The 21,852-nt window shown below is 50.5% G+C and carries 26 protein-coding genes, 6 tRNA genes, 1 riboswitch and 1 other annotated feature; of the genes, 30 read left to right on the top strand and 2 right to left on the bottom strand.

Annotated elements, in window-relative coordinates; genetic code table 11:
* From DEALDRAFT_RS13420 to DEALDRAFT_RS13325, 21 genes are all read left to right on the top strand, one after another.
* On the top strand, positions 1 to 567 hold a 567-nt coding region (locus DEALDRAFT_RS13420), incomplete at its 5' end, for a YggS family pyridoxal phosphate-dependent enzyme (protein WP_008518406.1).
* Positions 568 to 584: 17 nt separating this feature from the next.
* Positions 585 to 1,007: a cell division protein SepF gene (locus tag DEALDRAFT_RS13415; RefSeq protein WP_008518404.1), complete on the top strand. Its 423-nt coding sequence runs from the start codon at positions 585 to 587 to the stop codon at positions 1,005 to 1,007.
* A 7-nt stretch (positions 1,008 to 1,014) separates the two neighbouring features.
* Positions 1,015 to 1,326, top strand: a complete 312-nt coding sequence (locus DEALDRAFT_RS13410; protein ID WP_008518402.1) for a YggT family protein — start codon at positions 1,015 to 1,017, stop codon at positions 1,324 to 1,326.
* Between the two features lie 26 nt (positions 1,327 to 1,352).
* Positions 1,353 to 2,138: a photosystem II S4 domain protein gene (locus DEALDRAFT_RS13405; RefSeq protein ID WP_008518400.1), complete on the top strand. Its 786-nt coding sequence runs from the start codon at positions 1,353 to 1,355 to the stop codon at positions 2,136 to 2,138.
* Between the two features lie 59 nt (positions 2,139 to 2,197).
* A complete protein-coding gene (locus DEALDRAFT_RS13400) occupies positions 2,198 to 2,698 on the top strand; it encodes a DivIVA domain-containing protein (protein WP_395858054.1) in 501 nt (166 codons plus the stop codon).
* 108 nt (positions 2,699 to 2,806) lie between these two features.
* Positions 2,807 to 3,021, top strand: a binding site (T-box leader).
* A gap of 46 nt (positions 3,022 to 3,067) precedes the next feature.
* A complete protein-coding gene (ileS, locus tag DEALDRAFT_RS13395) occupies positions 3,068 to 5,812 on the top strand; it encodes an isoleucine--tRNA ligase (RefSeq protein ID WP_008518396.1) in 2,745 nt (914 codons plus the stop codon).
* A 134-nt stretch (positions 5,813 to 5,946) separates the two neighbouring features.
* Positions 5,947 to 6,249: a DUF5665 domain-containing protein gene (locus DEALDRAFT_RS13390; RefSeq protein ID WP_008518393.1), complete on the top strand. Its 303-nt coding sequence runs from the start codon at positions 5,947 to 5,949 to the stop codon at positions 6,247 to 6,249.
* 14 nt (positions 6,250 to 6,263) lie between these two features.
* Positions 6,264 to 6,875: a TraR/DksA C4-type zinc finger protein gene (locus tag DEALDRAFT_RS13385; protein WP_008518390.1), complete on the top strand. Its 612-nt coding sequence runs from the start codon at positions 6,264 to 6,266 to the stop codon at positions 6,873 to 6,875.
* A gap of 53 nt (positions 6,876 to 6,928) precedes the next feature.
* Positions 6,929 to 7,384, top strand: coding sequence for a signal peptidase II (gene lspA / locus DEALDRAFT_RS13380; protein ID WP_395858053.1), 456 nt, complete (start codon positions 6,929 to 6,931; stop codon positions 7,382 to 7,384).
* A gap of 1 nt (position 7,385) precedes the next feature.
* Positions 7,386 to 8,126, top strand: a complete 741-nt coding sequence (lgt, locus tag DEALDRAFT_RS13375; protein WP_008518386.1) for a prolipoprotein diacylglyceryl transferase — start codon at positions 7,386 to 7,388, stop codon at positions 8,124 to 8,126.
* On the top strand, positions 8,126 to 9,064 hold the full coding sequence (locus tag DEALDRAFT_RS13370) for an RluA family pseudouridine synthase (RefSeq protein ID WP_008518384.1): 939 nt from the start codon (positions 8,126 to 8,128) through the stop codon (positions 9,062 to 9,064). The genes lgt and DEALDRAFT_RS13370 overlap by 1 nt, the downstream gene beginning before the upstream one ends.
* Positions 9,054 to 9,599, top strand: a complete 546-nt coding sequence (gene pyrR / locus DEALDRAFT_RS13365; protein WP_008518382.1) for a bifunctional pyr operon transcriptional regulator/uracil phosphoribosyltransferase PyrR — start codon at positions 9,054 to 9,056, stop codon at positions 9,597 to 9,599. Before DEALDRAFT_RS13370 ends, pyrR begins: the two co-directional genes overlap by 11 nt.
* 142 nt (positions 9,600 to 9,741) lie before the next feature.
* On the top strand, positions 9,742 to 10,524 hold the full coding sequence (locus DEALDRAFT_RS13360; protein ID WP_008518380.1) for a DUF169 domain-containing protein: 783 nt from the start codon (positions 9,742 to 9,744) through the stop codon (positions 10,522 to 10,524).
* Positions 10,525 to 10,597: 73 nt separating this feature from the next.
* Positions 10,598 to 12,298 carry a long-chain-fatty-acid--CoA ligase gene (locus tag DEALDRAFT_RS13355; protein ID WP_143753465.1) on the top strand — a complete coding sequence of 567 codons (1,701 nt, stop codon included), beginning with the start codon at positions 10,598 to 10,600 and terminating at the stop codon, positions 12,296 to 12,298.
* A gap of 13 nt (positions 12,299 to 12,311) precedes the next feature.
* On the top strand, positions 12,312 to 13,607 hold the full coding sequence (locus tag DEALDRAFT_RS13350) for an MFS transporter (RefSeq protein ID WP_008518377.1): 1,296 nt from the start codon (positions 12,312 to 12,314) through the stop codon (positions 13,605 to 13,607).
* A gap of 28 nt (positions 13,608 to 13,635) precedes the next feature.
* On the top strand, positions 13,636 to 14,418 hold the full coding sequence (locus DEALDRAFT_RS13345; protein ID WP_008518376.1) for an epoxyqueuosine reductase: 783 nt from the start codon (positions 13,636 to 13,638) through the stop codon (positions 14,416 to 14,418).
* A 21-nt stretch (positions 14,419 to 14,439) separates the two neighbouring features.
* A complete protein-coding gene (locus DEALDRAFT_RS16235; protein ID WP_008518375.1) occupies positions 14,440 to 14,661 on the top strand; it encodes a PAS domain-containing protein in 222 nt (73 codons plus the stop codon).
* A 94-nt stretch (positions 14,662 to 14,755) separates the two neighbouring features.
* Complete coding sequence (locus DEALDRAFT_RS13340) at positions 14,756 to 15,532, top strand: sensor histidine kinase (protein WP_008518373.1); 777 nt, start codon at positions 14,756 to 14,758, stop codon at positions 15,530 to 15,532.
* Positions 15,522 to 15,890 (top strand): response regulator transcription factor, encoded by a 369-nt coding sequence (locus tag DEALDRAFT_RS13335; RefSeq protein WP_008518372.1) that lies wholly within the window; start codon positions 15,522 to 15,524, stop codon positions 15,888 to 15,890. Before DEALDRAFT_RS13340 ends, DEALDRAFT_RS13335 begins: the two co-directional genes overlap by 11 nt.
* 77 nt (positions 15,891 to 15,967) lie before the next feature.
* Positions 15,968 to 16,663, top strand: a complete 696-nt coding sequence (locus tag DEALDRAFT_RS13330; protein ID WP_008518370.1) for a YetF domain-containing protein — start codon at positions 15,968 to 15,970, stop codon at positions 16,661 to 16,663.
* A 32-nt stretch (positions 16,664 to 16,695) separates the two neighbouring features.
* Complete coding sequence (locus DEALDRAFT_RS13325) at positions 16,696 to 17,250, top strand: tRNA (mnm(5)s(2)U34)-methyltransferase (protein ID WP_008518369.1); 555 nt, start codon at positions 16,696 to 16,698, stop codon at positions 17,248 to 17,250.
* On the opposite strand, the gene DEALDRAFT_RS13320 is transcribed toward DEALDRAFT_RS13325, so the two are convergent.
* Complete coding sequence (locus DEALDRAFT_RS13320) at positions 17,227 to 17,952, bottom strand: 4Fe-4S double cluster binding domain-containing protein (protein ID WP_008518367.1); 726 nt, start codon at positions 17,950 to 17,952, stop codon at positions 17,227 to 17,229. The genes DEALDRAFT_RS13325 and DEALDRAFT_RS13320 overlap by 24 nt on opposite strands.
* A 156-nt stretch (positions 17,953 to 18,108) precedes the next feature.
* Between DEALDRAFT_RS13320 and DEALDRAFT_RS13315 the strand changes: the two genes are divergently transcribed.
* The 9 genes from DEALDRAFT_RS13315 to DEALDRAFT_RS13275 all read left to right on the top strand — a co-directional run bounded on the left by DEALDRAFT_RS13315 (position 18,109) and on the right by DEALDRAFT_RS13275 (position 21,608).
* The gene (locus DEALDRAFT_RS13315; protein ID WP_008518365.1) at positions 18,109 to 19,071 is read left to right on the top strand and encodes a polyprenyl synthetase family protein; all 963 of its coding nucleotides are present in this window, start codon (positions 18,109 to 18,111) and stop codon (positions 19,069 to 19,071) included.
* Between the two features lie 152 nt (positions 19,072 to 19,223).
* The gene (locus DEALDRAFT_RS13310; RefSeq protein WP_008518362.1) at positions 19,224 to 19,871 is read left to right on the top strand and encodes a redox-sensing transcriptional repressor Rex; all 648 of its coding nucleotides are present in this window, start codon (positions 19,224 to 19,226) and stop codon (positions 19,869 to 19,871) included.
* A gap of 118 nt (positions 19,872 to 19,989) precedes the next feature.
* Positions 19,990 to 20,066 (top strand) — tRNA-Asp (locus DEALDRAFT_RS13305).
* Positions 20,067 to 20,074: 8 nt separating this feature from the next.
* Positions 20,075 to 20,150, top strand: a tRNA-Phe gene (locus DEALDRAFT_RS13300).
* Between the two features lies 1 nt (position 20,151).
* Positions 20,152 to 20,226: transfer RNA gene (locus tag DEALDRAFT_RS13295), tRNA-Gly, on the top strand.
* 113 nt (positions 20,227 to 20,339) lie between these two features.
* Positions 20,340 to 20,414: transfer RNA gene (locus DEALDRAFT_RS13290), tRNA-Cys, on the top strand.
* 22 nt (positions 20,415 to 20,436) lie between these two features.
* Positions 20,437 to 20,525, top strand: a tRNA-Leu gene (locus DEALDRAFT_RS13285).
* A gap of 143 nt (positions 20,526 to 20,668) precedes the next feature.
* Positions 20,669 to 20,756, top strand: a riboswitch (cyclic di-GMP riboswitch).
* Positions 20,757 to 20,814: 58 nt separating this feature from the next.
* Positions 20,815 to 21,078, top strand: a complete 264-nt coding sequence (locus DEALDRAFT_RS13280) for a hypothetical protein (RefSeq protein WP_008518360.1) — start codon at positions 20,815 to 20,817, stop codon at positions 21,076 to 21,078.
* A gap of 182 nt (positions 21,079 to 21,260) precedes the next feature.
* Positions 21,261 to 21,608: a DUF4164 family protein gene (locus tag DEALDRAFT_RS13275; RefSeq protein ID WP_008518358.1), complete on the top strand. Its 348-nt coding sequence runs from the start codon at positions 21,261 to 21,263 to the stop codon at positions 21,606 to 21,608.
* A 57-nt stretch (positions 21,609 to 21,665) separates the two neighbouring features.
* Here the strand turns inward: DEALDRAFT_RS13275 and DEALDRAFT_RS13270 are convergent.
* A tRNA-Val gene (locus tag DEALDRAFT_RS13270) sits at positions 21,666 to 21,740 on the bottom strand.
* Positions 21,741 to 21,852 lie beyond the last annotated feature (112 nt).

The raw sequence follows: 21,852 nt of genomic DNA, 5'->3' as shown, positions 1-21,852 counted from the left end.
GTCTCCCAGGAGGTGGTGGGCCAGGCGCTGGAGTTGGGCCTGAACACATTCGGTGAAAACCGCGTTCAGGAGGCTCTGCCCAAAGTTGCCGCTTTTCCCGGAGCCCAGTGGCATTTTATCGGTAGGCTGCAAACCAATAAGGCCAAAGAAGTGGTGGGGCACTTTGCCCTGGTTCATTCGGTGGACCGCTGGCGGCTGGTTCAGGCTTTGCAAAAACAGGCCCAGGAGCAGGAAACGGTGGTCAGGGCTCTGATTCAGGTCAATGTGGGGGGAGAAGGGCAAAAGGGCGGTATTTCCCCCACCGAACTGCAGGATTTTCTCGCAGAAACAGTGCAATGCAAAAACCTGCAAATTGAGGGGCTGATGACCATTCCACCCTTTACTGAGAATCCGGAAGATGCGCGCCCGTACTTCCGGGAAATGAACCGTTTGTTTGTGGAGTGCAGCAACAAAGGTTTTCCCATGAAGTATTTATCCATGGGAATGTCCAATGATTATACGGTGGCTGTGGAAGAAGGGGCCAACCTGGTGCGCGTTGGCAGCGCAATTTTCGGAGAAAGAAACTAAGTCAGGGGGGAAGTAAAGTGGCAAAGATATGGGACAAGGCGTTGTCGTTTTTAGGGTTAATTGAAGAAACGGAAGAAGAGGAAATTGTGGAGGAGTCGGAGTTTGCCCGGCCTCCTGCCCGCAAAGGTGCGGTGCTGAACTTACATAATAACAAGAATTTACGGCTGGTAATTACCAAGCCACAGGAGTTCTCCGAAGCCCAGCAGATTGTGGAGCATATTAAGGGCCGGAAGCCTGTACTGGTGAACCTGGAAGCAACGGATAAGGAAGAGGCCAAGCGCATCATTGACTTTATTTCCGGAGCCACCTTTGCTTTGGACGGGAATATGCAGCGGGTCAGTCAGCAGATTTTTGTCTTTGCACCATCCCAGGTGGAGGTAAACGCAGAAGTGCGCAAAGAGCTGACGGATCGCGGTGTGGCCGCAACTCTGGAAGAGTAAGGAGCTGGTGACCATTTTTGGTACGGGAACTTTTACGTTAATCTGGTTGGTTGGCTGGATTTTTGAAATTTTTCGCTGGCTGTTGTTTGCGCGGATCATTTTTTCCTTTATTCAGTTGGGCCGCAATACCCATCCGCTGATTTTGTCTTTGCGACGGATTTCCTACCGCTTCACCGAGCCGGTGCTGGCGCCGGTGAGAAATGTGGTTAAGCCGGTCAGTGTGGGGGGCGGTGCCTATCTGGACCTATCACCGATTCTGGTGCTGATTTTGCTTCCCCTAGTACAGGGACTGGTAGTTAGGCTGCTGACCTTCTTTTAAAACAGAATCGCATCAATGGAGGCCATATGGAACGAGAAAAGATACTGCAACGCTTTGAACAGGATATTGAACGCATTTCCGCCGGTGCGGTTTTGGACCGCATTGCTTTACTGGAAAAAACTGCTCAGCCCCAGAGTACCGATTTTTTGGACCCCTTTCAGCAGCGCACCGCCGACCGGGTGCTGCACCTGTTTAAGGATGTAAAATCAGTGACCTGGGGCGGCTATCCTGAAGCGGAACGGGCCCGGCTGCTGGTTTATCCCTCACAGCGCCAGGCCGATAAAGAAAGTGTGCCGCTGGCTTTTATAGAGGTGGAGGCCCATAAGGCCGACGGCCTGACACATCGGGACTATCTGGGTGCGGTACTGGGCTTGGGGCTGCGCCGTGAAAAACTTGGTGATATTCTGTTAATCGGTGAGTCAAAAGCCCAACTGGTGGTACACCCGGAAATCCTGTCATTTCTTTTAACAAACTGGGGTGAGGTGGGTAAGTATTCCGTCTCTGTAAAGGAAATCACTGCAGATGAGCTGGCACCCACTCCTCCCCGGGTGCGAGAGATCAAAACCACGGTGGCCAGTCTGCGCCTGGACTCGGTGGCCAGTGCCGGCTTTGGCATGTCCCGCAGCAAGCTGTCACCGGCGGTCAAATCCGGACAGATAAAATTGAACTGGCAATCGGTAACCAGCGCCAGCGCCACCGTTAAAGAGGGAGATATTATCTCCCTGGCGGGCCGGGGCCGGGTGGAGGTGGCGGAGGTGCGCGGTCAGAGCAAAAAAGGCCGCATTCAGCTTTTGCTGAAAAAACGTATTTAAGAGCAGGATTTTTTGGGAATTAGCACGAAATTATGGTTAGAGTGGAAAATTATGCGGGGGTGACTGATTTGCCATTAACACCGATTGATATCCAAAATAAAGAGTTTAGCCGGTCTATGCGCGGCCTGTCCGCCAGTGAAGTAGATGAGTTTTTGGAGCGTGTGGCCAAAGACTTTGAAGAGCTGATTAAGGAAAATATTTCAGCCAAAGAGCAGATGTCTCAGTTAAAAGAAAAGCTTAGCCATTATCATAAGCTGGAGGAAACCCTGCATAACGCCATCGTGGTTGCTCAGGAAACGGCGGAAGAGGTAAAGCGTAACGCTTCCAAAGAGGCGGACCTGATTCGCCGGGAAGCGGAAAAAGATGCCAACCGGATGCTGGACGAGGCCCGTTATAAGGCAAGCCGGATTCTTGCCGACCAAGACGAGGTCTATAAGCAGGCGCAAATTTACAAAATGCGTTTCCGTTCTTTGGTGGAGGCCCAACTGGCCGCACTGGAGATGGAAGACTGGATCACCCTGGATGAACAGTCCGAAGAAGAGGCCAGGCGAGGCGCTTAGAAAATTGCATTTAATGCGGGCTGTACGCACTGCTTGACAGCGTATGGCCTTTTTGTTTATACTGTAGAAAATTATGTCGATTAGTTAGGACACAAAAAATTACAAAACATAAAGACCATGAACGGGACGAGTATGTAAAGTCCGGTGTGTAAGCGAGTCGGGGATGGTGCAAGCCCGATACACCCCTTTGCCGAAAATCACCCGGGAGTTGCAGGTGAATTAAGTAGCCGGCGCCGGCTTTGGCCGTTATCAACTGAAGTGACCGCAGCGTTTTATGTTGCGGTTAGCGGGGTGGTACCGCGGGAAAAACTCCCGTCCTCATGCAGGACGGGTTTTTATTTTTCTTAAATACTATTTGGAGGTCGGATGATGGAAGAAAAAGACTATGGCAAAACGCTGAATCTGCCTAAAACAGATTTCCCCATGCGGGCCGGTTTGCCCAAACGTGAACCGGAGTTTTTAGAGCAGTGGGAAAAAACGGATATTTACCAGAAGGTGAGAAACAGCAGGCAGGGTAAGGAAAAGTATGTGCTGCATGACGGCCCCCCCTATGCCAACGGCGATATCCATATGGGGCATGCTTTAAACAAGGTGTTAAAAGATATCATTGTCAAGCATAAGTCCATGAGCGGTTTTGATTCTCCCTACGTACCCGGTTGGGATACCCATGGACTGCCCATCGAGCATCAGGTGGTCAAGAAGGGTAAAGTAAAACGCAACGAAGTAACCCCGCTGGAGTTTCGCCGCCACTGCCGCGATTATGCTCTGCGCTTTCTTGATATACAGCGTGAGCAGTTTAAGCGCCTTGGCGTACGCGGTGACTGGGATAACCCTTACGTTACCTTAAAGCCCGAATTTGAGGCCAGGCAGATTGAAGTTTTCGGCGAAATGGCCAATAAAGGCTACATCTACAAAGGTTTAAAACCTGTTCATTGGTGCCCCCAGTGTGAAACGGCACTGGCGGAGGCAGAGATTGAATATGCGGAACATAAATCGCCGTCAATCTACGTTCGCTTCAATGTGACCGATGCCAAGGGAAAAATTGCCGACCCGGAGAATGTCTGGTTTGTGATTTGGACCACCACACCGTGGACCATTCCCGCCAACCTGGCCATCAGCCTTCACCCCGACTTCACCTATGTGCGGGTTCGCACACCAAAGCACGGGGACTTGATTCTGGCCGAAGAGCTCTTTGGCGATGTGATGGAAACCTTTGAGATCACAGGCTATGAAGTTGTGGCCAAATATAAAGGAAAAGAGCTGGAAGGTATTGTTTGCAAGCATCCGCTCTATGACCGGGAGTCTGTGGTTGTGCTGGGAGAGCATGTGACTCTGGAGGCCGGTACAGGCTGTGTCCATACCGCCCCCGGCCACGGCCAGGAGGACTATGAAGTGGGGCTGCGCTACGGCCTGGATATCTTTGCACCCATGGATCATGCCGGCCGTTTCACCCAGGAGGCAGGACCTTTTGCCGGACTGCATTATAACGAAGGTAACAAAAGGGTATCCCAGGCGTTGGAAGAAGAAGGTGCACTGCTTTCCCTCTCCTTCTTAAAGCACCCCTACCCCCACTGTTGGCGCTGTAAAGAGCCGGTCCTTTTCCGGGCCACGGAACAATGGTTTGCTTCGGTGGAAGGTTTCAGAAAACAAGCGCTGGAGGCCATCAAAGACGTAAAGTGGATCCCTGCCTGGGGAGAAGAACGGATTCATAACATGATTGTGGACCGCCACGACTGGTGCATTTCCCGCCAGCGTGTCTGGGGTGTACCTATTCCCATCTTCTACTGCACTTCATGTAATAAAGAATTAATTAATAAAGAAACCATCAAAGCGGTTTCGGAACTTTTTGCCAAAGAAGGCTCCGATGCCTGGTTTGCCCGGGAAGCAAACGAAATTCTTCCCGCCGGCACAACCTGTGGCTGTGGCCACAATGAGTTCCGCAAAGAAAGTGACATCATGGATGTCTGGTTCGATTCCGGCTCCACCCACGTAGCGGTGCTGGAAACAAACCCGGATTTGACCTCGCCGGCGGATTTGTATCTGGAAGGCTCGGACCAATACCGCGGCTGGTTCCAGTCCTCGCTTCTGACTTCGGTGGCCACCAGAGACCGCGCCCCCTATAAGTCCACCCTGACCCACGGCTGGGTGGTGGACGGTGAAGGGAAAAAAATGTCCAAATCCCTGGGCAACGTGGTGGCGCCGGAGCACATCATCAAGCAGTACGGTGCCGATATCCTGCGTCTGTGGGTGTCCTCCACCGACTTTAGAAGTGATGTGCGGGTTTCCCAGGACATCCTAAAACAGTTGGCGGAAGTATATAGGAAAATCCGCAACACTATTCGTTATATGCTGGGTAACTGCCATGATTTTAACCCCCAGGCCCATGCGCTAAGCTACGATGCTTTAGATGAGTTGGACCGCTATGCCCTGCACCGTTTGCAGGTGCTGGTGGAGCGGGTCAGCGGCGCCTATGATGATTTTGAATTCCACGTGGTTTTTCATGCCATCCATAACTTCTGTGTCATTGAAATGTCCAATTTCTATATGGATGTGCTAAAGGATCGTCTTTATACCTCGCCGGCCGCCTCACCGGGACGCCGCTCTGCTCAGACGGTGATGCATGAAATTCTGGTTACCCTCACCAAGCTTATTGCTCCGGTCCTTACGTTTACTTCCGAGGAAGTGTGGGGCTATCTGCCGGGAGAAAAAGAAGAATCGGTTCAGCTTTCCAACTGGCCGCAAAGCCGTCCGGAGTACAAAGACGAAGAACTGGCCAACCGCTGGCAGAAGCTTTTGGACTACCGCGATGTGGTAACCCGGCGCCTGGAAGAGGCCCGCAAGGAAAAGCTCATCGGAGCTTCCTTAAGTGCGGCCCTGGATCTTTATCCCGATGAAGAAGCTTTTGCGGCTTTGGCGCCGTTTAAAGACCGCCTGCCGGAGATTTTCATCGTCTCCGCCTGCACTCTCCACGAGCCCACCGGAAATAAGGGCCTGGACGTTAAAGTAAGTACCGCAGCAGGTGAGAAATGTGAACGCTGCTGGATGATTCATCCAGGCGTTGGGGATAGCGCGGAGCATCCCACCCTCTGCCCCCGCTGCAGCGGTGTCCTCTAAAAAACAATATTTTACCGAAACCAGCCCGGAGATTTCTTCAGGCTGGTTTCGTTTTTACTGTGCCGGAAATCATAACGCTTTGCTTGTAATTTTATTTGCCGGATTGGAGAATTTAAGGAGAAGGAGGCGATAAAATGGATGGACCATCGCGCCATGACGAATTCCTGCTGAATCGTTTAAATCAGCGTGTAAGCCGGATGCTGCAGGAGATCGACAAGTTTAATATCGCGGAATACATGCTGCTTTTAAATAACCCGCGCCGTTTTTTCTGGGTGAACTTTCTGGGTGGCGTGGGCCGCGGTGTGGGTGCGGCTTTGGGCGCCACCGTTGTTGCCGCCGTCATCATTTTTGTCATGCAGCGTATGGTTGTTTTGAATTTGCCCATTATCGGTGATTACATTGCAGAAATCGTAAAGATTGTACAAAATCAATTGTAGAGAAGGGGACGAATATGGACAAGAATTTAATCCGTCACAGGCTGCAGTTGGAACAGTTGAAAAAGGATTTGCTGGAGCAGACCGAGTTTACCGAAGGGATGCAGGAACACGAAGGACTGCGTGATGCTACCCAGGAGCTGTCGGTAATTGACAATCACCCCGCCGATGTGGGGAGCGAAAATTATGAACGGGCCAAGGATATTTCCCTGCATGAAAAAAATCAAATGGTACTGGATAAAGTAGAGGAAGCTTTGGAAAAGTTGGATAACGATATCTATGGAATGTGTGAGAACTGCGGCAAGCCCATTCCGGAAGAGAGGCTGGATGCGTTGCCGTATGCGGAGTTTTGCGTGCAATGTAAAAAGAAGTCGGAAGGTGTTCCCCATGATTATCCCCGGCCGGTGGAAGAGTTGAACCTTAATTCGCCCTTTGCCCGCTCCTATATGGGGGATAAGGATTATACCGGCTATGACGGCGAGGATGCCTGGCAGGATGTGGCGCAGTATAATAAGTTGAATCATGTTTTTTATGAAGAGACGGCGGATGAAAATGATGAAACCATCGGAGCGGTGGAGGATACGGACCGTATCTCCAACGATGAATTTGAGGAGCAGCTGCCAGATTAGTTGTGCCCACAGCACCCCTGTGGTAAAATAAAGTGAAATATGCAACAGTTGGGGTGCTAAATTTGACAATATTTATAATTACTGCAGTAATGGTTTTTCTGGACCAGCTAACAAAGTATTTGGTGATTAATTCTATGAACCTGACCGAAAGTGTCCCCGTAATTCCCAATGTGTTTCATATTACATATGTGCGGAATTATGGGGCTGCTTTTGGTATTTTGGCCCACCGAACCGGATTATTTGTTATTATTACGGTGGCGGTGGTACTTTTAATTATTGGCTTTTTGCGCAAACTGCCTGCAGAATATCGGCTGATGCGTGTGGCTCTGGCTCTTCAGCTGGCCGGGGCCATTGGTAATTTGATAGACCGGCTGCGTTTTGGTTTTGTGATCGATTTTTTCGATTTTCGTGTCTGGCCGGTGTTTAATGTGGCCGATATAGCCATTGTGGTGGGTATTGGCCTGCTTCTTTTTGACTTAATCAGGACATCCCGGGAGGAAGGAATTTAATATGCATCCGATTTTGTTTGAGGTTGGCGGTTTGAGTGTTTACGGATATGGAGCCATGCTGGCCATTGCCTTTGCTGTGGGTGTGTGGGGACTGACCCGGGAAGGAAAACGGGCGGGACTCTCTGAAGACAGGCTCTTTGAGATGGTTATCTGGATAATGATTGCTGCCATTCTGGGCTCCCGCATCCTCTATATATTGCTGGAGCTGCCCAGATATCTGGCGGATCCCATTACGGTGTTTCATGTCCGCAGCGGCGGGCTTTCTTTTCACGGCGGTCTTATTGCCGGAATCGCCGTAGGTATTTGGTATTCCCGGCGCCATAACATGCCGCCGGGTAAAGTGGCGGACCTGGTGGCGCCGTTTTTGATGCTGGGCTATGGCATAGTGCGCATCGGCTGCCTGTTAAACGGCTGCTGTTTTGGCCGGCGCAGCGATGTTGCCTGGGCTCTTCCCGCCTCTTATGTGGATGATGCCCTGCGCCATCCCACTCAGCTCTATGCTTTTTTGGCTTCCATGTTGATTTTTGCAGTGTTAATGTGGCGGAGAAATAAAACCCGTTTTGACGGCCAGTTGTTTTTGGAATTTATCCTATACTACAGTATTTATCGTTTTGTGGTGGAGCATTTCCGTGAAGTCAGCGCCTACGCCGGTTTTCTCACACTGGGGCAGGCCGTCAGCCTGATTGGTGCGGTGGGCGCCTTTGTGGCCATCCGCATCTGGCCCCTGGGGAGGAAAGCCTGATGGCCACATCATTTATCACCGTGGATGAGGTTTTGGCCGGTGAACGGTTGGATGTGGCGGTGTCCCGCCATGTTGAAGAGCTGACCCGAGCCAGGGTGCAAAAGCTCATTGCAGAAGATTATGTGCAGGTGGACGGTAAGCCGCAAAAAGCAAATTATCGACTCCGGGCCGGTGAAACGGTGGAAGTAACAGTACCGGAGGTAAAACCGGCGGAAATTGCCGCGGAAAAAATAGACCTGGATATTTTATATGAGGATCAGGATGTGTTGGTTCTTAACAAACCTAAGGGACTGGTGATTCATCCCGCCGCCGGCCATGCGGGGGGGACACTGGTTAATGCCCTTTTGCATCACTGTGATGATTTATCAGGCATAGGTGGGGAAGCCCGCCCCGGTATTGTGCACCGGCTGGATAAAGACACATCGGGAGTGATGGTGGTGGCCAAAAACGACCGGGCTCATTTGTCCCTTTCCCGGCAATTTAAAGCACACAGTGTCACCCGGGAGTACGTGGCCATAGTGCATGGTGAACCTGCGGTGGAGCAGGGGACCATTGATGCCGCCATTGCCCGTCATCCTAAGGAAAGAAAGAAGATGGCTCTGACCACGGCGGAAAAAGGCCGTCGCGCCGTCACTCATTTTAAAGTTCTGGATCGTTTTGGAGAATACTCTTATCTGGCATTGCGTTTGGAAACGGGCCGTACTCATCAGATCCGGGTGCATCTTTCTTCTCTGGGGCACCCGGTTGTGGGAGACCCGGTCTATGGCTATAAAAAGCAGAAATTTAAGTTGTCCGGACAGGCCCTGCATGCCCGCCTGCTGGGGTTTAATCACCCGACAGACCACCGCTACCTGGAGTTTGCCGGTGAGCCGCCGGAGGAATTCAGGCGACTGTTAAATTTGTTGCGGGGGAAAGGAGAAGCCCAGGATGAGGATTAAGAAACAGATTATGGATGCCGAAGGTGTGCGGCGTGCCCTGACCCGTATTGCCCATGAAATTGTGGAACGAAATAAAGGCACCGAAGGGCTGGTGCTGTTGGGAATCCGCACCCGCGGCGTACCTCTGGCCGAACGGATTGCGCGAAAAATAAGTATCATTGAGGGGACCATGCCCCCTGTGGGGTATGTGGACATCACCCTTTATCGTGATGATTTGACCTATTTTGAGGAGAAGCCGCCAGCGGCTCAGACAAAAGTGAATGTGCCCATTACAGACAGTAAGGTGATTTTGGTGGATGATGTGCTGTTTACCGGACGCACAATCCGTGCTGCCATGGATGCGGTCATTGATTGGGGGCGCCCGCAGTGCATTCAGCTTGCTGTGCTGGTGGATCGTGGACATCGCGAACTACCCATCCGCGCCGATTATGTGGGCAAGAATGTCCCCACCAGCCACCGCGAGAACATCGCCGTGGTACTGGAAGAAGTGGATAACGAGCCGGATCAGGCCTTAATTACCGAATCCGGTCATTAAAGTGTTATCGCTTTTGTTGGAAGCGGCACGATAGCTGGTGCTGTGCGCAAAATAGTCCCAATATTTCGACAACGTGCAGGGAATTTGCCTCTCAAAACAGAAATAATCTTTGAAGCAAAAATACATAGAAGGAGTGGTAGATATGCTTTGTCAAAACAAGTTCCTACAGGTGGTTGAAGATTATATTCGTCCGCTGACATATCCGGTGGCTGTGAAGTTAATAAAAGAAGGAGAGGATTTTCCGGCAAAAACCCGCTTCCCCAAAGATGTGGCCGGACGTTGGGCGCTGTGTCAGGGAATTTCCATGGCCCGTCGTGTGGGCTGGAAAGTAGGTTTTAGGCGGGAAGACCATTCCTGTATAGTGGCCATGATGATATTTGGCTATGAGGAAGAGCCGGAAGCGGTAAAAGAAGGGGAAATCGTCTATCCTTATTATGCAGAAACTGCGGAGGCGGGCAAAAAGACCCAGGAAATGACCCCCCGCCTGCCCCTTGATTCGGTGAAAGGAATTGTGGCCGCACCCCTTGCCAAGGCTGATTTTGCCGCCGACGTGGTGCTGGTGTACGGCAATTCTGCGCAAATCATTCGTTTGGTTCAGGGAGCGCTCTACCGCAATGGTGGAAAAATTGACTCCAGCTTTACCGGCCGGGGCGCCTGCGGCAGCGAAATCGTGGTGCCTTATCAAACCCAGGAATGCAAAGTAATTATACCCGGTGGCGGAGAGAGGGTTTTTGCCCATACCGCCGATGACGAGTTGGTCTTTGCCATTCCGGCCTGCAAGCTGGACGAGGTTGCTTTTGGGGTGGAAACAACCCATAAAAGCGGCATTGCCCGGATTCCCACGCCGTTTATGGGTATGCGTGCCGAGCCCATGTATCCGGAAAAGTATTATGAGGTGGCAAAACAGTTTGGCATCGAAGATTAAAGCGCTCTACGTCCGCTGTGCGCAGGATATTTCAGTTTCAGGGCGAATACAATGGTAATGAATTTGCTTGGGGGTGAGGCAGTTGCGTGAGGCAAAACCGTTTTCCTGGCTGAAGTCGTACCCTTCTGATGTGAGGGCTAATTTGCAGTATCCTGAGCAGTCGTTGTCTGTTTTTTTGGAGCGCGCCGTCTCCCAATGGCCTAATCAAACGGCCACAATATTTTTTGGCAAAAAAATGACTTATGCCGAACTGGCTGATGCTGTGGAGCGCTTTGCCGCAGCACTGGCTGAACTGGGCATTAAAAAAGGTGACCGGGTAGCAGTGATGCTGCCCAACTGCCCGCAAACCATAATTAGCTATTTTGCCGTATTGCATTTGGGTGCGGTGGTGGTTCCCATTAATCCGGTCAATGTGGGCCGTGAGTTGGTGCCGCAGTTGACGGAGGTGGGCTGTAAGACCATTATTTATCTTGACACCCGCCATCCATTGATCCGGTCGGTCCGTGAGGAAGCGGGTATTGAGAATGCCATCTATACCGGGCTGCAGGATTTTATGCCCTATATTGCCTCATTTAATTACCGCTACCGACAGTACCGCAAAGGCTTGTCCCTTACTGTGGAGCCGGAAGCGGGCGTGCTTAATTTCTCTGATCTGCTGGAAAAGTCCGCCCCAAAAGCTCCCCGGGCAGAAATAGATCCGCAAAACGATTTGGCAGTCCTGCAGTATACCGGCGGAACCACAGGAACACTGAAGGCGGCCATGCTGACCCACTTCAATCTGGTAGCCAATGCGCTGCAGATTAAAGAATGGTTTGTGGGGTGCGAAGAGGGAAAGGAAGTCTTTTTAGCTGCGCTGCCTTTCTTTCATGTTTACGGTATGACCTGTGTGATGAACGTGGCTCTGGAGATGGGGGCCACCATGGTGCTGCATCCCCGGTTTTATACCGAACATGCCCTAAAAGACATAGAGCGCTACAGGGTCTCCATTTTCCCCGGCGCACCGGCCATGTATGTGGCCATTAATTCGCATAAAGATACACCGTTTCGCGATTTGTCTTCGGTGCGCGTCAGCGTAAGTGGTGCGGCGGCACTTTCCCCCGATGTAGCCTATGCGTTTGAAGAGATTACAGGCGGCATGTTGGTGGAGGGATACGGCCTTACCGAGGCCTCGCCGGTTACACATTGTAACCCGTTGACCAAGGAGCGTAAACCGGGCAGTGTGGGAGTTCCCATGCCGGATACGGAGTGTAAAATTGTGGATTTGGAGTATGGAACAAAAGAGATGCCGGTGGGTGTGGCCGGAGAGTTGATTATCCGGGGCCCCCAGGTGATGAAAGGGTACTGGAACAAGCCGGAAGAAACAGAAGAGACGCTGCGGGACGGCTGGTTATATACCGGTGATATTGCACGTCTTGATAAATCAGGATATACTTTTATTGTGGACCGGAAAAAAGATATGATTATTTCCGGGGGATATAATATTTACCCGCAGGACATTGAAGAAGTGATTCTGGAAATGCCTGAAGTGGAAGATGTGGCGGTGGTGGGCATCCCCGACCGCTACCGTGGCGAAACACTGAAGGCTTACATTGTACTGAAAGAAAACGCGAACCTGACCAAGGCAGATATTCTGTCCCATTGCAAGGAACGGCTGGCGGCTTATAAGATTCCCCGGCTCCTTGATTTTCGCCGGGAGTTGCCCAAAAACATGGTGGGCAAAACACTACGCCGCATGCTGGTTGAGGAAGAGAAAAGTCGTCCGTCGGGGTTCTAAACGAGGTGTTTTTTTGACTGAAGAGACAAGACAAAGCGCCGGACGCTGGCTGATGTGGGCCGCTCTGGCGCTGGCGTATATTATTGTTTATATTCACCGGGTAGCCCCCAGTGTGGTGGCCGATCAATTGATGGAAACATTTGCCATTCGTGACGGCGCGGTGCTGGGCAGCCTGGCTGCCATGTATTTTTATGTTTATGCCGTTATGCAGCTGCCCAGCGGCTTAATGGCCGATTCACTGGGCCCCAGGGCCACTGTCACCATCGGGGTGCTGTTTGCCGGCCTTGGGTCTCTTTTATTTGCTGCTGCGCCCACCATTTCCATGGCTTTTTTCGGCAGGTTCCTGGTAGGGCTTGGCGTTTCCATTATTTTTGTTTCCATTCTTAAATTCCACGCAGTCTGGTTTTTGCCGCGGGAGTTTGCTTTTATCACCGGATTACTGTTGTTGGTGGGAAACTTTGGTGCCATGCTGGCCACTACTCCGCTGGCGTTTTTAGTTGACGCCACCAGTTGGCAGTTTTCCTTTGTGGTAATCGGCGCTTTTTCCCTGGTGATTGCGGTGGCTTCCTGGATTATTGTGCGGGATGTACCGCCAAATGTGGTTGTAGCCGCAGAAACCCGCCCCATAGGTGTGCGGCTGAGAGAAAATCTTGTGCAGATGACGCTGGTAATCCGTAACTGGCGAACCTGGCCGCTTTTTTTGGTGGCTTTTGGCCTTTACGGCACCCTGATAACTTTCCAGGGCATGTGGGGCGTGCCTTATTTGATGCAGGTTTATGGTATGGGCAGGACCGCTGCGGCCAACCTGATGTTGTTGGTGGGTGCCGGCATGGCGGTGGGATCACCCCTTATCGGCTTCTTCTCAGACCGTTTGGCCCGGCGCAAAGCACCTTATATATTCCTGGCAGCTTTGGGGACATTATGCTGGGCACTGCTTGTTTTCTGGAACCAGGGACGCCCGCCTGTGGCCGCACTGTACCCCATCTGCTTCTTATTTGGCGTCGCCGGCGGCGGTATGACGCTGACCTTTACGCTGGGCAAGGAAGTAAATCCCCCTGAATTTGCAGGTACCGCAGTTGCGGTGGTAAATATCGGCGGGTTTCTGGGGATTGCCCTGATGCAGCCCTTGTTGGGCTTTCTTTTGGACCTGCAGTGGGACGGAGTTTTACGGGAAGGGGTAAAAATTTATCCCCAACAGGCTTACTTCTGGGCATTTAGCTTTGGACTGGCCTTTATGGCCCTGGCGGTAATCGGGGCGTTACTTGCCAAAGAAACATACGGAAAAAATTGTTATGTAGAAAAAAAGTAAGATCAGATCAGGAAGGGGATGTTGTATCATGATGACCGGAGAAGTTAAGGACTTTTTGTACAGGCAAGGTGTTGACTTGGTCGGTATTGCAGCTATTGATGAGATCCCGTCCTATCATCCACCGCGGGTTGTGGAAGATGTTCTGCCCGGCGCCCGTTCTGTTGTAGTGATCGGCCGCCGCATGCTGCGGGGATCCATTGAAAGTCCCAGCCCCCGTGTCTCCACGGCACACAGCAATTCACACTATAGGCAGCTGGAGCGGGATTGTTATGAAGCGGGCTGCTTTCTGGAGCGGATGAATTATCAGGCCGCCACACTTCCCCTGATGCTTCCCATCGAAATGAGCCGGGAGCGCAAAGGGATGTCGGGAGACCTATCGCTTAAGCATCTGGCTGTGGCTGCCGGTCTGGGAAAAATAGGCCGTAGCGGTTTGCTGTTGACAAAAGAATTTGGATCGCGTGTCAGGCTGGCTGCCATTGTTACCACAGCGGAGTTGGTGCCGGACCATGAAATGACAGATGAATCGCCCTGTGAGGACTGCTGTGCCTGTGTTAAAGCATGCCCGGTGCAGGCCATTCATGACAGCGGCAAGGTGGATGTGTTTAAATGTCTGACACATGTCCAACCATACGGATTGGCTAATTTCAATATCTGGTTGGCCAAACAGATGGAAAATCCACAGGGGGCACAAGCTGCATTAGGTGACCCTAATTGGTGGAACTACTATCAGGCGCTGGCTTTGGGTATGTACTATAACTGCTTCCGCTGCATAAATGCCTGCCCAGCCTGGGATGGTCCCGGGTCCTGTTAATAAGTCAGAGGGGGTCTGAAGATGTCCAAATCCAAGCGGCAGCTTCCCGTAATTCAGGCGGAGGCGGTGTTGCAAAGCTTGCCGGAAGGAACTATTGTCACCGATGCTAACGCTACAATCCGCTTCATCAATAAACGTGCCGCAGAGATTTTCGCGGTGGATGTGGCTGCCGCGGTGGGACAACCCTTTATTAACGTTTTTGGCCATCGCAAAATTAACCGGACCATAAAAAAAATAAATTGATGCCGGCGGGCAGTGGCATCAGGATGGGGCGCCGAAAACTCTGAATGTAACCATCAACGGCAAGGAGCAATATTTCAAGGTTGAGGTCTCTCCCATGATGGAGGACGGTAAACTGGTGGGTACCGTGCTGCTTGTCACCGATGTTACCCACTACGAGCGGGCAGACAGGCTTAAAACCCAATTTGTGGCCACCGTTTCCCATGAGTTTCGCAATCCCCTAACTTCCATCGTCATGGCGGCGGAATTGCTTTTGGCGGGAAAACAGGTGGAACTAAGCGGCGAGGGGCTGGCCCTGACCCAGGCTATCCGTGATGATGCCCAGAGGCTGACCCGGTTGGTCAGCAACCTTTTAAACCTGTCCAAGCTGGAAGAAGGGGAAATTAAAATGGAGCTGGAGAGCGCCCGGGTGTGTGAAATGGTTACGGCCGCCATCGGCCCGCTGGAGCTTCAGCTAAAGGAAAAGGGTATTAAGTTAAATATTGAGATCCCTGAGGATCTGCCCAACGTTTTGGTGGACGCCACAAAAGCCACCTGGATTGTTACCAATCTGGTGGGTAATGCTATCCGCTACACGCCGGAAGAAGGCGATATTAATATCTTTGCCTGGCATAGGGACAGGAAAGTTTTCATCTCTGTCTGTGACAGCGGTGTGGGCATTGAACCGAGTAATCATAAAAAAATATTCGACAAATACGCACAGGTGAAAGGTAACGGCAGTGCCGGAGGCGCCGGACTGGGCCTGGCCATTGCCAAAGAGATAGTAGAGGCCCACGGAGGCCGTATCTGGGTGGAGAGTGACCTGGATAAGGGTGCCTGCTTTAAGTTTACGCTACCGGTAAAAGAGGAGGAGGAAAAAATACATGAGCAATAAGATTCTGTTAGTTGAAGACGAAAAGAACATTGTACTTGGTGTTACCATCTGCCTGCGCAGTGAAGGCCTGGAGGTGGAAGTGGCCGAAGACGGAGCAGATGCCTTGCGTAAAATTGAAGCAGAAAAACCGGCGCTGGTGCTTCTTGATTTGGTGATGCCCAAGCTTAATGGATTGGATGCCCTGCAGATTATGAAAGAGAAGGAAGAAATGAAGGATATCCCGGTAATTGTCCTCAGTGCCCGTGCACAGGAGGAGGATATCCAGCGCGCCATGGATTTGGGCGCCAATGATTATATGGCCAAGCCTTTCCGTCCCGATGAGCTGCTGGCGGTAATTGACCGCGTGCTGGGACGGTAACCCAAAGCCGCAAAACAGCATAAAGAGTCTCTTCCTGGTAAAGCTAATGTAGTACCAAAATTAAGGGAGTGCTTTACTTGGAATGGGCTTTGTTCACACGGTCAGCGATTTTATATCTGGCGGTTTTGCTTGCCATCCGCATCATGGGCAAAAGGGAAGTGGGGCAACTATCGGCTTTTGACCTGGTGGTGGCCATTATGATTGCCGAATTGGCGGCCATGTCCATGGAACAAATTGATATGCCCCTCCATGAAGGCCTGATTCCCATTTTTACGCTGGTGGCTCTGGAGATTTTATTTGCCTTTTTAAGTATGAAAAGCCATACTATCCGCGGCATTGTGGACGGAGGACCCAGTATAGTTATTGCCAACGGCAAGATTATTGAAAAGGAAATGCGCAAACTCCGCTATAATATGTCCGATTTACTTACTCAACTGCGCGTAAAGGACGTTCCCAATATTGCGGACGTCCAATATGCGGTGCTGGAAACTTCCGGAGAACTGAGTGTAATTCTCAGGCCGGAGAAACGTCCGGTAACTCCCCAGGATCTGGGTTTGCCCACCAAGTATGAGGGTATGCCCACGCCCCTGGTTTTTGACGGTCATATCCACTTCAACAACCTGCGCGGACTTCATCTTGATGAACAATGGCTGTTAAAAGAGGTGCAGAAAAAAGGGGTGGACCGCATTGAAGATGTGCTTTTTGCCAGCCTGGATACCGACGGCAATCTCTACATCAGTGAAAAAGAATCATCAAGAAAGCCTGCCGACTAGCGGCAGGCTTTTTAAGAAAACCGGGTGATATAATGAAAAAACCGTTACTTTTTGCACGGGAGTTGATTGCAGAAAAGCTGCCTACCGGCGGCGTTGCCGTGGATGCCACCTGCGGCAACGGGCATGATACGCTGTTTCTGGCCCAGCAAGTGGGTCCAGGCGGCACCGTCCTGGCCTTTGATATTCAACAGCAGGCCGTTGATGCCACAAAAGAAAGGCTGGCAGAAGCAGCCCTTTTGGACAGAGTACAGCTCTATACCGACAGCCATGCCAATCTTGACGATTATGTCCAAAGCGGCATTGACGCCATGATGTTTAACCTGGGGTATCTGCCCGGCAGCGACCATGAGGTTGTCACTCAGCCCCAAACAACAGTGGCTGCCCTGGGAGTTGCGGTGGAAAAACTAAACAAAAACGGCATAATAACTCTGGTGGTCTACACCGGCCATGCCGGTGGCCCGGAGGAATACCAGGCGGTGCGCAAATTTGCCGCCACCCTGCCGCAGAGGGACTACATTGTGCTGGAATATCAGCTAATAAACCAGATTAACCGGCCGCCGCTGTTACTGGCCATTACCCGCCGCTGAATGCGGCTTTCCGTACGGACAGGCCGCCAGGCATAAACCACAGACACGCTTACCAAACCTATCTCTTACTTCATTCTGATAGCTGTCGCAGCGCTCCGGTGCCAGGCGCTCAGTAAGCGGTATGTCCGGAGCAAACAGCCTGCCTTTGATGGCCTGGGCAGGACAGGCCTCGGCGCAGCGGGTACATTCTCCGCAGCGGACCTCAAGGGGTTCATCGGGCACAAGAGGAGCGGTGGTCAGCACCGTTCCCAAACGGACCCGTGGCCCGAAGGTGGGATTTACCAGGCAGCCGCTTTTGCCAATCCAGCCCATGCCGGCCAAAAAGGCGGCAATCCGGTGCGGGAAAATACTGTCGAGTCGGTGTTTGCCGGTTCGCTGAGAAGATGGAACAGGAAATGCTTCAAAACCATGCGCCTCAATTAAGGCGCACAGGCGGATGGATAAATCATCAATCAAAGTGTTTACTGCACGGTAATAGTGCAGGTATGTATGAGTGGGCCCCTCCAGCAGTTCTTCAATAACGGAGCGGGGAAAAGGTATTATGAAGGACACAGCCCGCTCAAAACGCTTTAGTCTGGGCTCCACGTGAAGGTTCATGCCGTTTTCTGCCTTAGTTAAATCAGCAATGCCCGCATAGGGAGCACCGCCGCTTTTTAGCGTACATATTATTTCTTCTTTTAGTTGTTCAGCTTTTTTTGTCATTTTCACCCCACCTTTATTGCAGAATAACAAAAAATTGCTGCAAATGCAATTGTTCCCTGCTATGAGTCATATAATTACTACAGGCACTAAAGAAGGAGTTCTTTTAGAAAATCTTGAATAAATCTAAACATTGCGGTTACCAAAGGTGGTGTGGTTTTGGATTTTACTTCACAGATTTCAGGTCCTCTGGCAAAACTGGAAGAGGAACTGTCTTTGATACTAACTTCCCAGGAACCTGTGGTTCAGGAAATCAACAAATATCTTCTGGAAACACCGGGAAAGCGCATCCGTCCTGCCCTTTTTTTTCTGTCCCTGGCACTGTGGAAAGAAGAGCCGCAAGAACACTTGTCGGTAGCTGTGGCCCTGGAACTGATCCATTCCGCCACGTTGGTTCATGATGATGTGGTGGATGCTTCAAAAGTGCGCCGCGGCAAGCCCAGCATAAATGAAGCCTGGGGAAATCATACTGCTGTTTTAACGGGAGACTATCTTTTTGCCAGGGCGTTTGAGTTACTGACCGAATACGGCAATATTTCTCTGATTAAAGAGATGTCCGCGTTAGTGCGCGATATGAGTGAAGGAGAAATTCAACAACAGGCTCAACGGTTTTGCACCGATTTAGATATAAAAAACTATTTGCAGCGTATTGCCAAAAAAACTGCCCGTTTCTTTATGGTCTGTGCCAAAAGCGGAGGGATTGTGGCCCGGCCCCAGGATACCGAAGCTATCTGTGCCCTGGAAAACTACGGTTATAATGTGGGGATGGCCTTTCAGCTAATCGATGATCTGCTTGATGTGACCGGCAATGAAGACACCATTGGCAAGCCTTTGGGCGAAGACTTGCGCCAAGGCGTCATAACCCTGCCAATCCTCCATGTATTGCAGGTTTCACCTCATGGCAGGGAGTTCTCCGCTCAGATTGCATCCCGTCAGATAGATGATTCACTACTCTCAACTCTAACAACCGAAATGGAACGACATGGTTGCGCAGAATTTGTCAAAAATTACGCCTGGCAATATGTAAAGGCTGCTCAGCGGGCGCTAGAGCCGTTGCCCCGGAACCCATGCCGTCAGACATTAGACACAGCTTCCCGCTTCATCGTAGAAAGATGGTTTTAATTGCCGAAATATAAAATTTTTTGTGTTTTTATTCCATGGAATGTGTTAAAATATTAACAAGTTTGGTAATCACTCTTTACAACCAGTACTGCATGCTATATGTGAAATAATAAAAAAAAAAGAAGCAGGATCGTGAAGGAGGAGGAAAAAGAATGTCTCGTCGGAATGCCCCAAAATCAGTAATTAAAAGGTTGCCGGTTTATCTGCGAATATTGGATAACCTGATTCGCAGGGACGTGGAAATCATTTCATCCCGTGTCCTAAGTGAGGAAACCGGATTTACCGCAGAGCAGATACGTAAAGACCTTGCTTACTTCGGAGCCTTTGGCACCCGTGGCACCGGATATAATACCACCTATCTGCGTGAAAAGCTCCTACGCATTATTGGCCTGGACAAAGAGACCAAGTTAGTTGTTGTGGGAGTGGGTCATCTGGGCAAAGCGCTGACCCGTTACAATATTACCAAAAACCCATATGTAAAAGTGGTGGGTATCTTTGATGCCAACCCTAAGGAGCACGGCTCAGAAATTGAAGGCCACAAAGTGATGTCCATGGAAGAAATGCCGCGAGTAATCAAAGAGCATGATGTAAAGGTAGCCATGATCACAGTACCCGCTGAGCCGGCCCAGGATGTGGTGGATCAACTGGTGGAAAACGGCATCACAGCAATTCTCAATTTTGCTCCCACCAAGCTGCATGTCCCGGAGGAAGTCCATGTGCACAATGCTGATCTGACCATTGAATTGCAGAGCCTTATTTATTACACTCTGGAAGACGAAAAGAAGAATTACGCCGAATAAATTTACGCTCAAATTTACTCTTATTTCCAGCAAAAAACATGCATAGAAGCTGTTGACTTTTCATATGCCGTTGTGTATACTATAGAAGTGCTCAAGATTGAGTGCGCAAAAAGATTGCGGAGCTGTGGTGTAGAGGCCTAACATGCCTGCCTGTCACGCAGGAGATCGCGGGTTCGACTCCCGTCAGCTCCGCCATTTATTTTGCCGAGATAGCTCAGTAGGTAGAGCAGCGGACTGAAAATCCGCGTGTCCCCAGTTCAATTCTGGGTCTCGGCACCACGCGGAAGTAGCTCAGTGGTAGAGCATCGCCTTGCCAAGGCGAGGGTCGCGGGTTCGAATCCCGTCTTCCGCTCCATAAGAAACTAACTCAGGCGCACACCGTGCGCCTTAATTAATCCAAATATTGGCCGTACTTGACGGCCGGGCTTCCGTATGCTAATATGGATATGCCAACTAAATAACAGGCGGGGCGACATAGCCAAGTGGTAAGGCAGAGGACTGCAAATCCTTTATTCCCCGGTTCAAATCCGGGTGTCGCCTCCATTTTTTATGTAAAGAACTATTTGCCGGAGTGGCGGAACAGGCAGACGCAAGGGACTTAAAATCCCTCGGCCCACCATGGCCGTACCGGTTCGATTCCGGTCTCCGGCACCATTTATAATATAAAGCGCAATGCTTACAGGCCATCCAAACAGGATGGTCTTTTTGGTCTAAATCTTGGTCAAAAATTTGTCGAAACAGGCAGGATATTAGCTGTTTTTACAGAATAGGTTATGGTGAAAAATATATAGTTTTATGCTTGAAAAAGGCAAACCTGTCGAAAGGCAGGGACGCAAAGCCAAGGGTCTAATGCTGTTTTTACAGCGATGACAGCCGGTTGCCGGGCAGGTTCTGAGCCTGCTTTTCGGTAAGCAGTTTTTTTATTGCCTAAAAGGAGGCCGATATGTACCAGTCCGATGTTTATCAGCTTAACAGCTTATTGAAGCAGATGCGTCAGGAATGCAGGGAACTGCAGGAAGAAATAACCGAAGGTATTGATTTGCTTCAGGAAAAAGAACGGATTCGCCAAGGAAAGGCCGCAATTGTCAATCAATTAAACGAAGACATAAAAGATGCGGCGGGCAGGCAAAAAGGATATTGGGAACCATATAAAAAAGAAAAGATGGAGCGGCGCCTGGAGCGTTTTGCCGCCATGCTTCCCGCTTAAAGAATACCTAAGAGGCCTTATACATAAAGGCTTCTTTTTCTTTTAAGTACTATTGACAGCACAATACATTTCATGTTAAATTATAGGCAAACAGGTGTTCGGGAGGTGATAAATATGTTTAAAATCTAATGAAGGCATGATATAATGTCCCTGTTGGAAATATGTGTTTTGGAGGAATCTGTATGGAACAGATTTTAAACCAGATTCTAGACAAGATCGATGGACTGGAAAGTTCACTTGGGGGACGAATAGACAAGCTTGATGCCCGGATGGACCGGCTGGAAGGTCGCATGGATCGGCTGGAAGGTCAGATGGACAAGCTGGAAGGCCGGATGGACCAGCAAGATTCCCGCATGGATCGCCTGGAGCATGCTCAGGCTGCAATGAGCAGAAAAGTTGACTACATTTATGAGGAGACTGCCGGTTTGCTGGAATTTAAAACAGCAACGGTGAGGTTTCAGGAAGAGACAGTCAAAACGTTGCAGCGCCATGAGACAGATATTGAATTACTTAAGAAAATAGCTCGCTAACATAATAAAGCTAAACAAAAAACCTGTCCGTTTCCGGACAGGTTTTATCTTTAATAATGGTGGGTCGTACTGGATTTGAACCAGTGGCCCCTACCGTGTCAAGGTAGTGCTCTCCCCCTGAGCTAACGACCCATATTTATTTTTAAACGCAAGAATTATTGTACCAGAAAACGGGGTGAAAAGCAAGGTTTCTCTTGGAGAAATCTTTGGAAGGGTGAATAGTGAATAAGGAAGGAATAATGAT

Origin of the sequence: Dethiobacter alkaliphilus AHT 1 (assembly GCF_000174415.1) — a bacterium.
Taxonomy (GTDB): domain Bacteria; phylum Bacillota; class Dethiobacteria; order Dethiobacterales; family Dethiobacteraceae; genus Dethiobacter; species Dethiobacter alkaliphilus.
This window is presented reverse-complemented; position numbering and strand designations above follow the sequence as displayed.

What these genes read in the sequence shown, in the direction of transcription:
- DEALDRAFT_RS13405 (WP_008518400.1), top strand. Translation starts at nt 1,353, where the DNA reads ATGGAACGAGAAAAGATACTGCAACGCTTTGAACAGGATATTGAACGC.
- ileS (WP_008518396.1), top strand. Translation starts at nt 3,068, where the DNA reads ATGGAAGAAAAAGACTATGGCAAAACGCTGAATCTGCCTAAAACAGAT.
- DEALDRAFT_RS13390 (WP_008518393.1), top strand. Translation starts at nt 5,947, where the DNA reads ATGGATGGACCATCGCGCCATGACGAATTCCTGCTGAATCGTTTAAAT.
- DEALDRAFT_RS13385 (WP_008518390.1), top strand. Translation starts at nt 6,264, where the DNA reads ATGGACAAGAATTTAATCCGTCACAGGCTGCAGTTGGAACAGTTGAAA.
- lgt (WP_008518386.1), top strand. Translation starts at nt 7,386, where the DNA reads ATGCATCCGATTTTGTTTGAGGTTGGCGGTTTGAGTGTTTACGGATAT.
- DEALDRAFT_RS13370 (WP_008518384.1), top strand. Translation starts at nt 8,126, where the DNA reads ATGGCCACATCATTTATCACCGTGGATGAGGTTTTGGCCGGTGAACGG.
- pyrR (WP_008518382.1), top strand. Translation starts at nt 9,054, where the DNA reads ATGAGGATTAAGAAACAGATTATGGATGCCGAAGGTGTGCGGCGTGCC.
- DEALDRAFT_RS13360 (WP_008518380.1), top strand. Translation starts at nt 9,742, where the DNA reads ATGCTTTGTCAAAACAAGTTCCTACAGGTGGTTGAAGATTATATTCGT.
- DEALDRAFT_RS13345 (WP_008518376.1), top strand. Translation starts at nt 13,636, where the DNA reads ATGATGACCGGAGAAGTTAAGGACTTTTTGTACAGGCAAGGTGTTGAC.
- DEALDRAFT_RS16235 (WP_008518375.1), top strand. Translation starts at nt 14,440, where the DNA reads ATGTCCAAATCCAAGCGGCAGCTTCCCGTAATTCAGGCGGAGGCGGTG.
- DEALDRAFT_RS13340 (WP_008518373.1), top strand. Translation starts at nt 14,756, where the DNA reads ATGATGGAGGACGGTAAACTGGTGGGTACCGTGCTGCTTGTCACCGAT.
- DEALDRAFT_RS13335 (WP_008518372.1), top strand. Translation starts at nt 15,522, where the DNA reads ATGAGCAATAAGATTCTGTTAGTTGAAGACGAAAAGAACATTGTACTT.
- DEALDRAFT_RS13325 (WP_008518369.1), top strand. Translation starts at nt 16,696, where the DNA reads ATGAAAAAACCGTTACTTTTTGCACGGGAGTTGATTGCAGAAAAGCTG.
- DEALDRAFT_RS13320 (WP_008518367.1), bottom strand. Translation starts at nt 17,952, where the DNA reads ATGACAAAAAAAGCTGAACAACTAAAAGAAGAAATAATATGTACGCTA.
- DEALDRAFT_RS13310 (WP_008518362.1), top strand. Translation starts at nt 19,224, where the DNA reads ATGTCTCGTCGGAATGCCCCAAAATCAGTAATTAAAAGGTTGCCGGTT.
- DEALDRAFT_RS13280 (WP_008518360.1), top strand. Translation starts at nt 20,815, where the DNA reads ATGTACCAGTCCGATGTTTATCAGCTTAACAGCTTATTGAAGCAGATG.
- DEALDRAFT_RS13275 (WP_008518358.1), top strand. Translation starts at nt 21,261, where the DNA reads ATGGAACAGATTTTAAACCAGATTCTAGACAAGATCGATGGACTGGAA.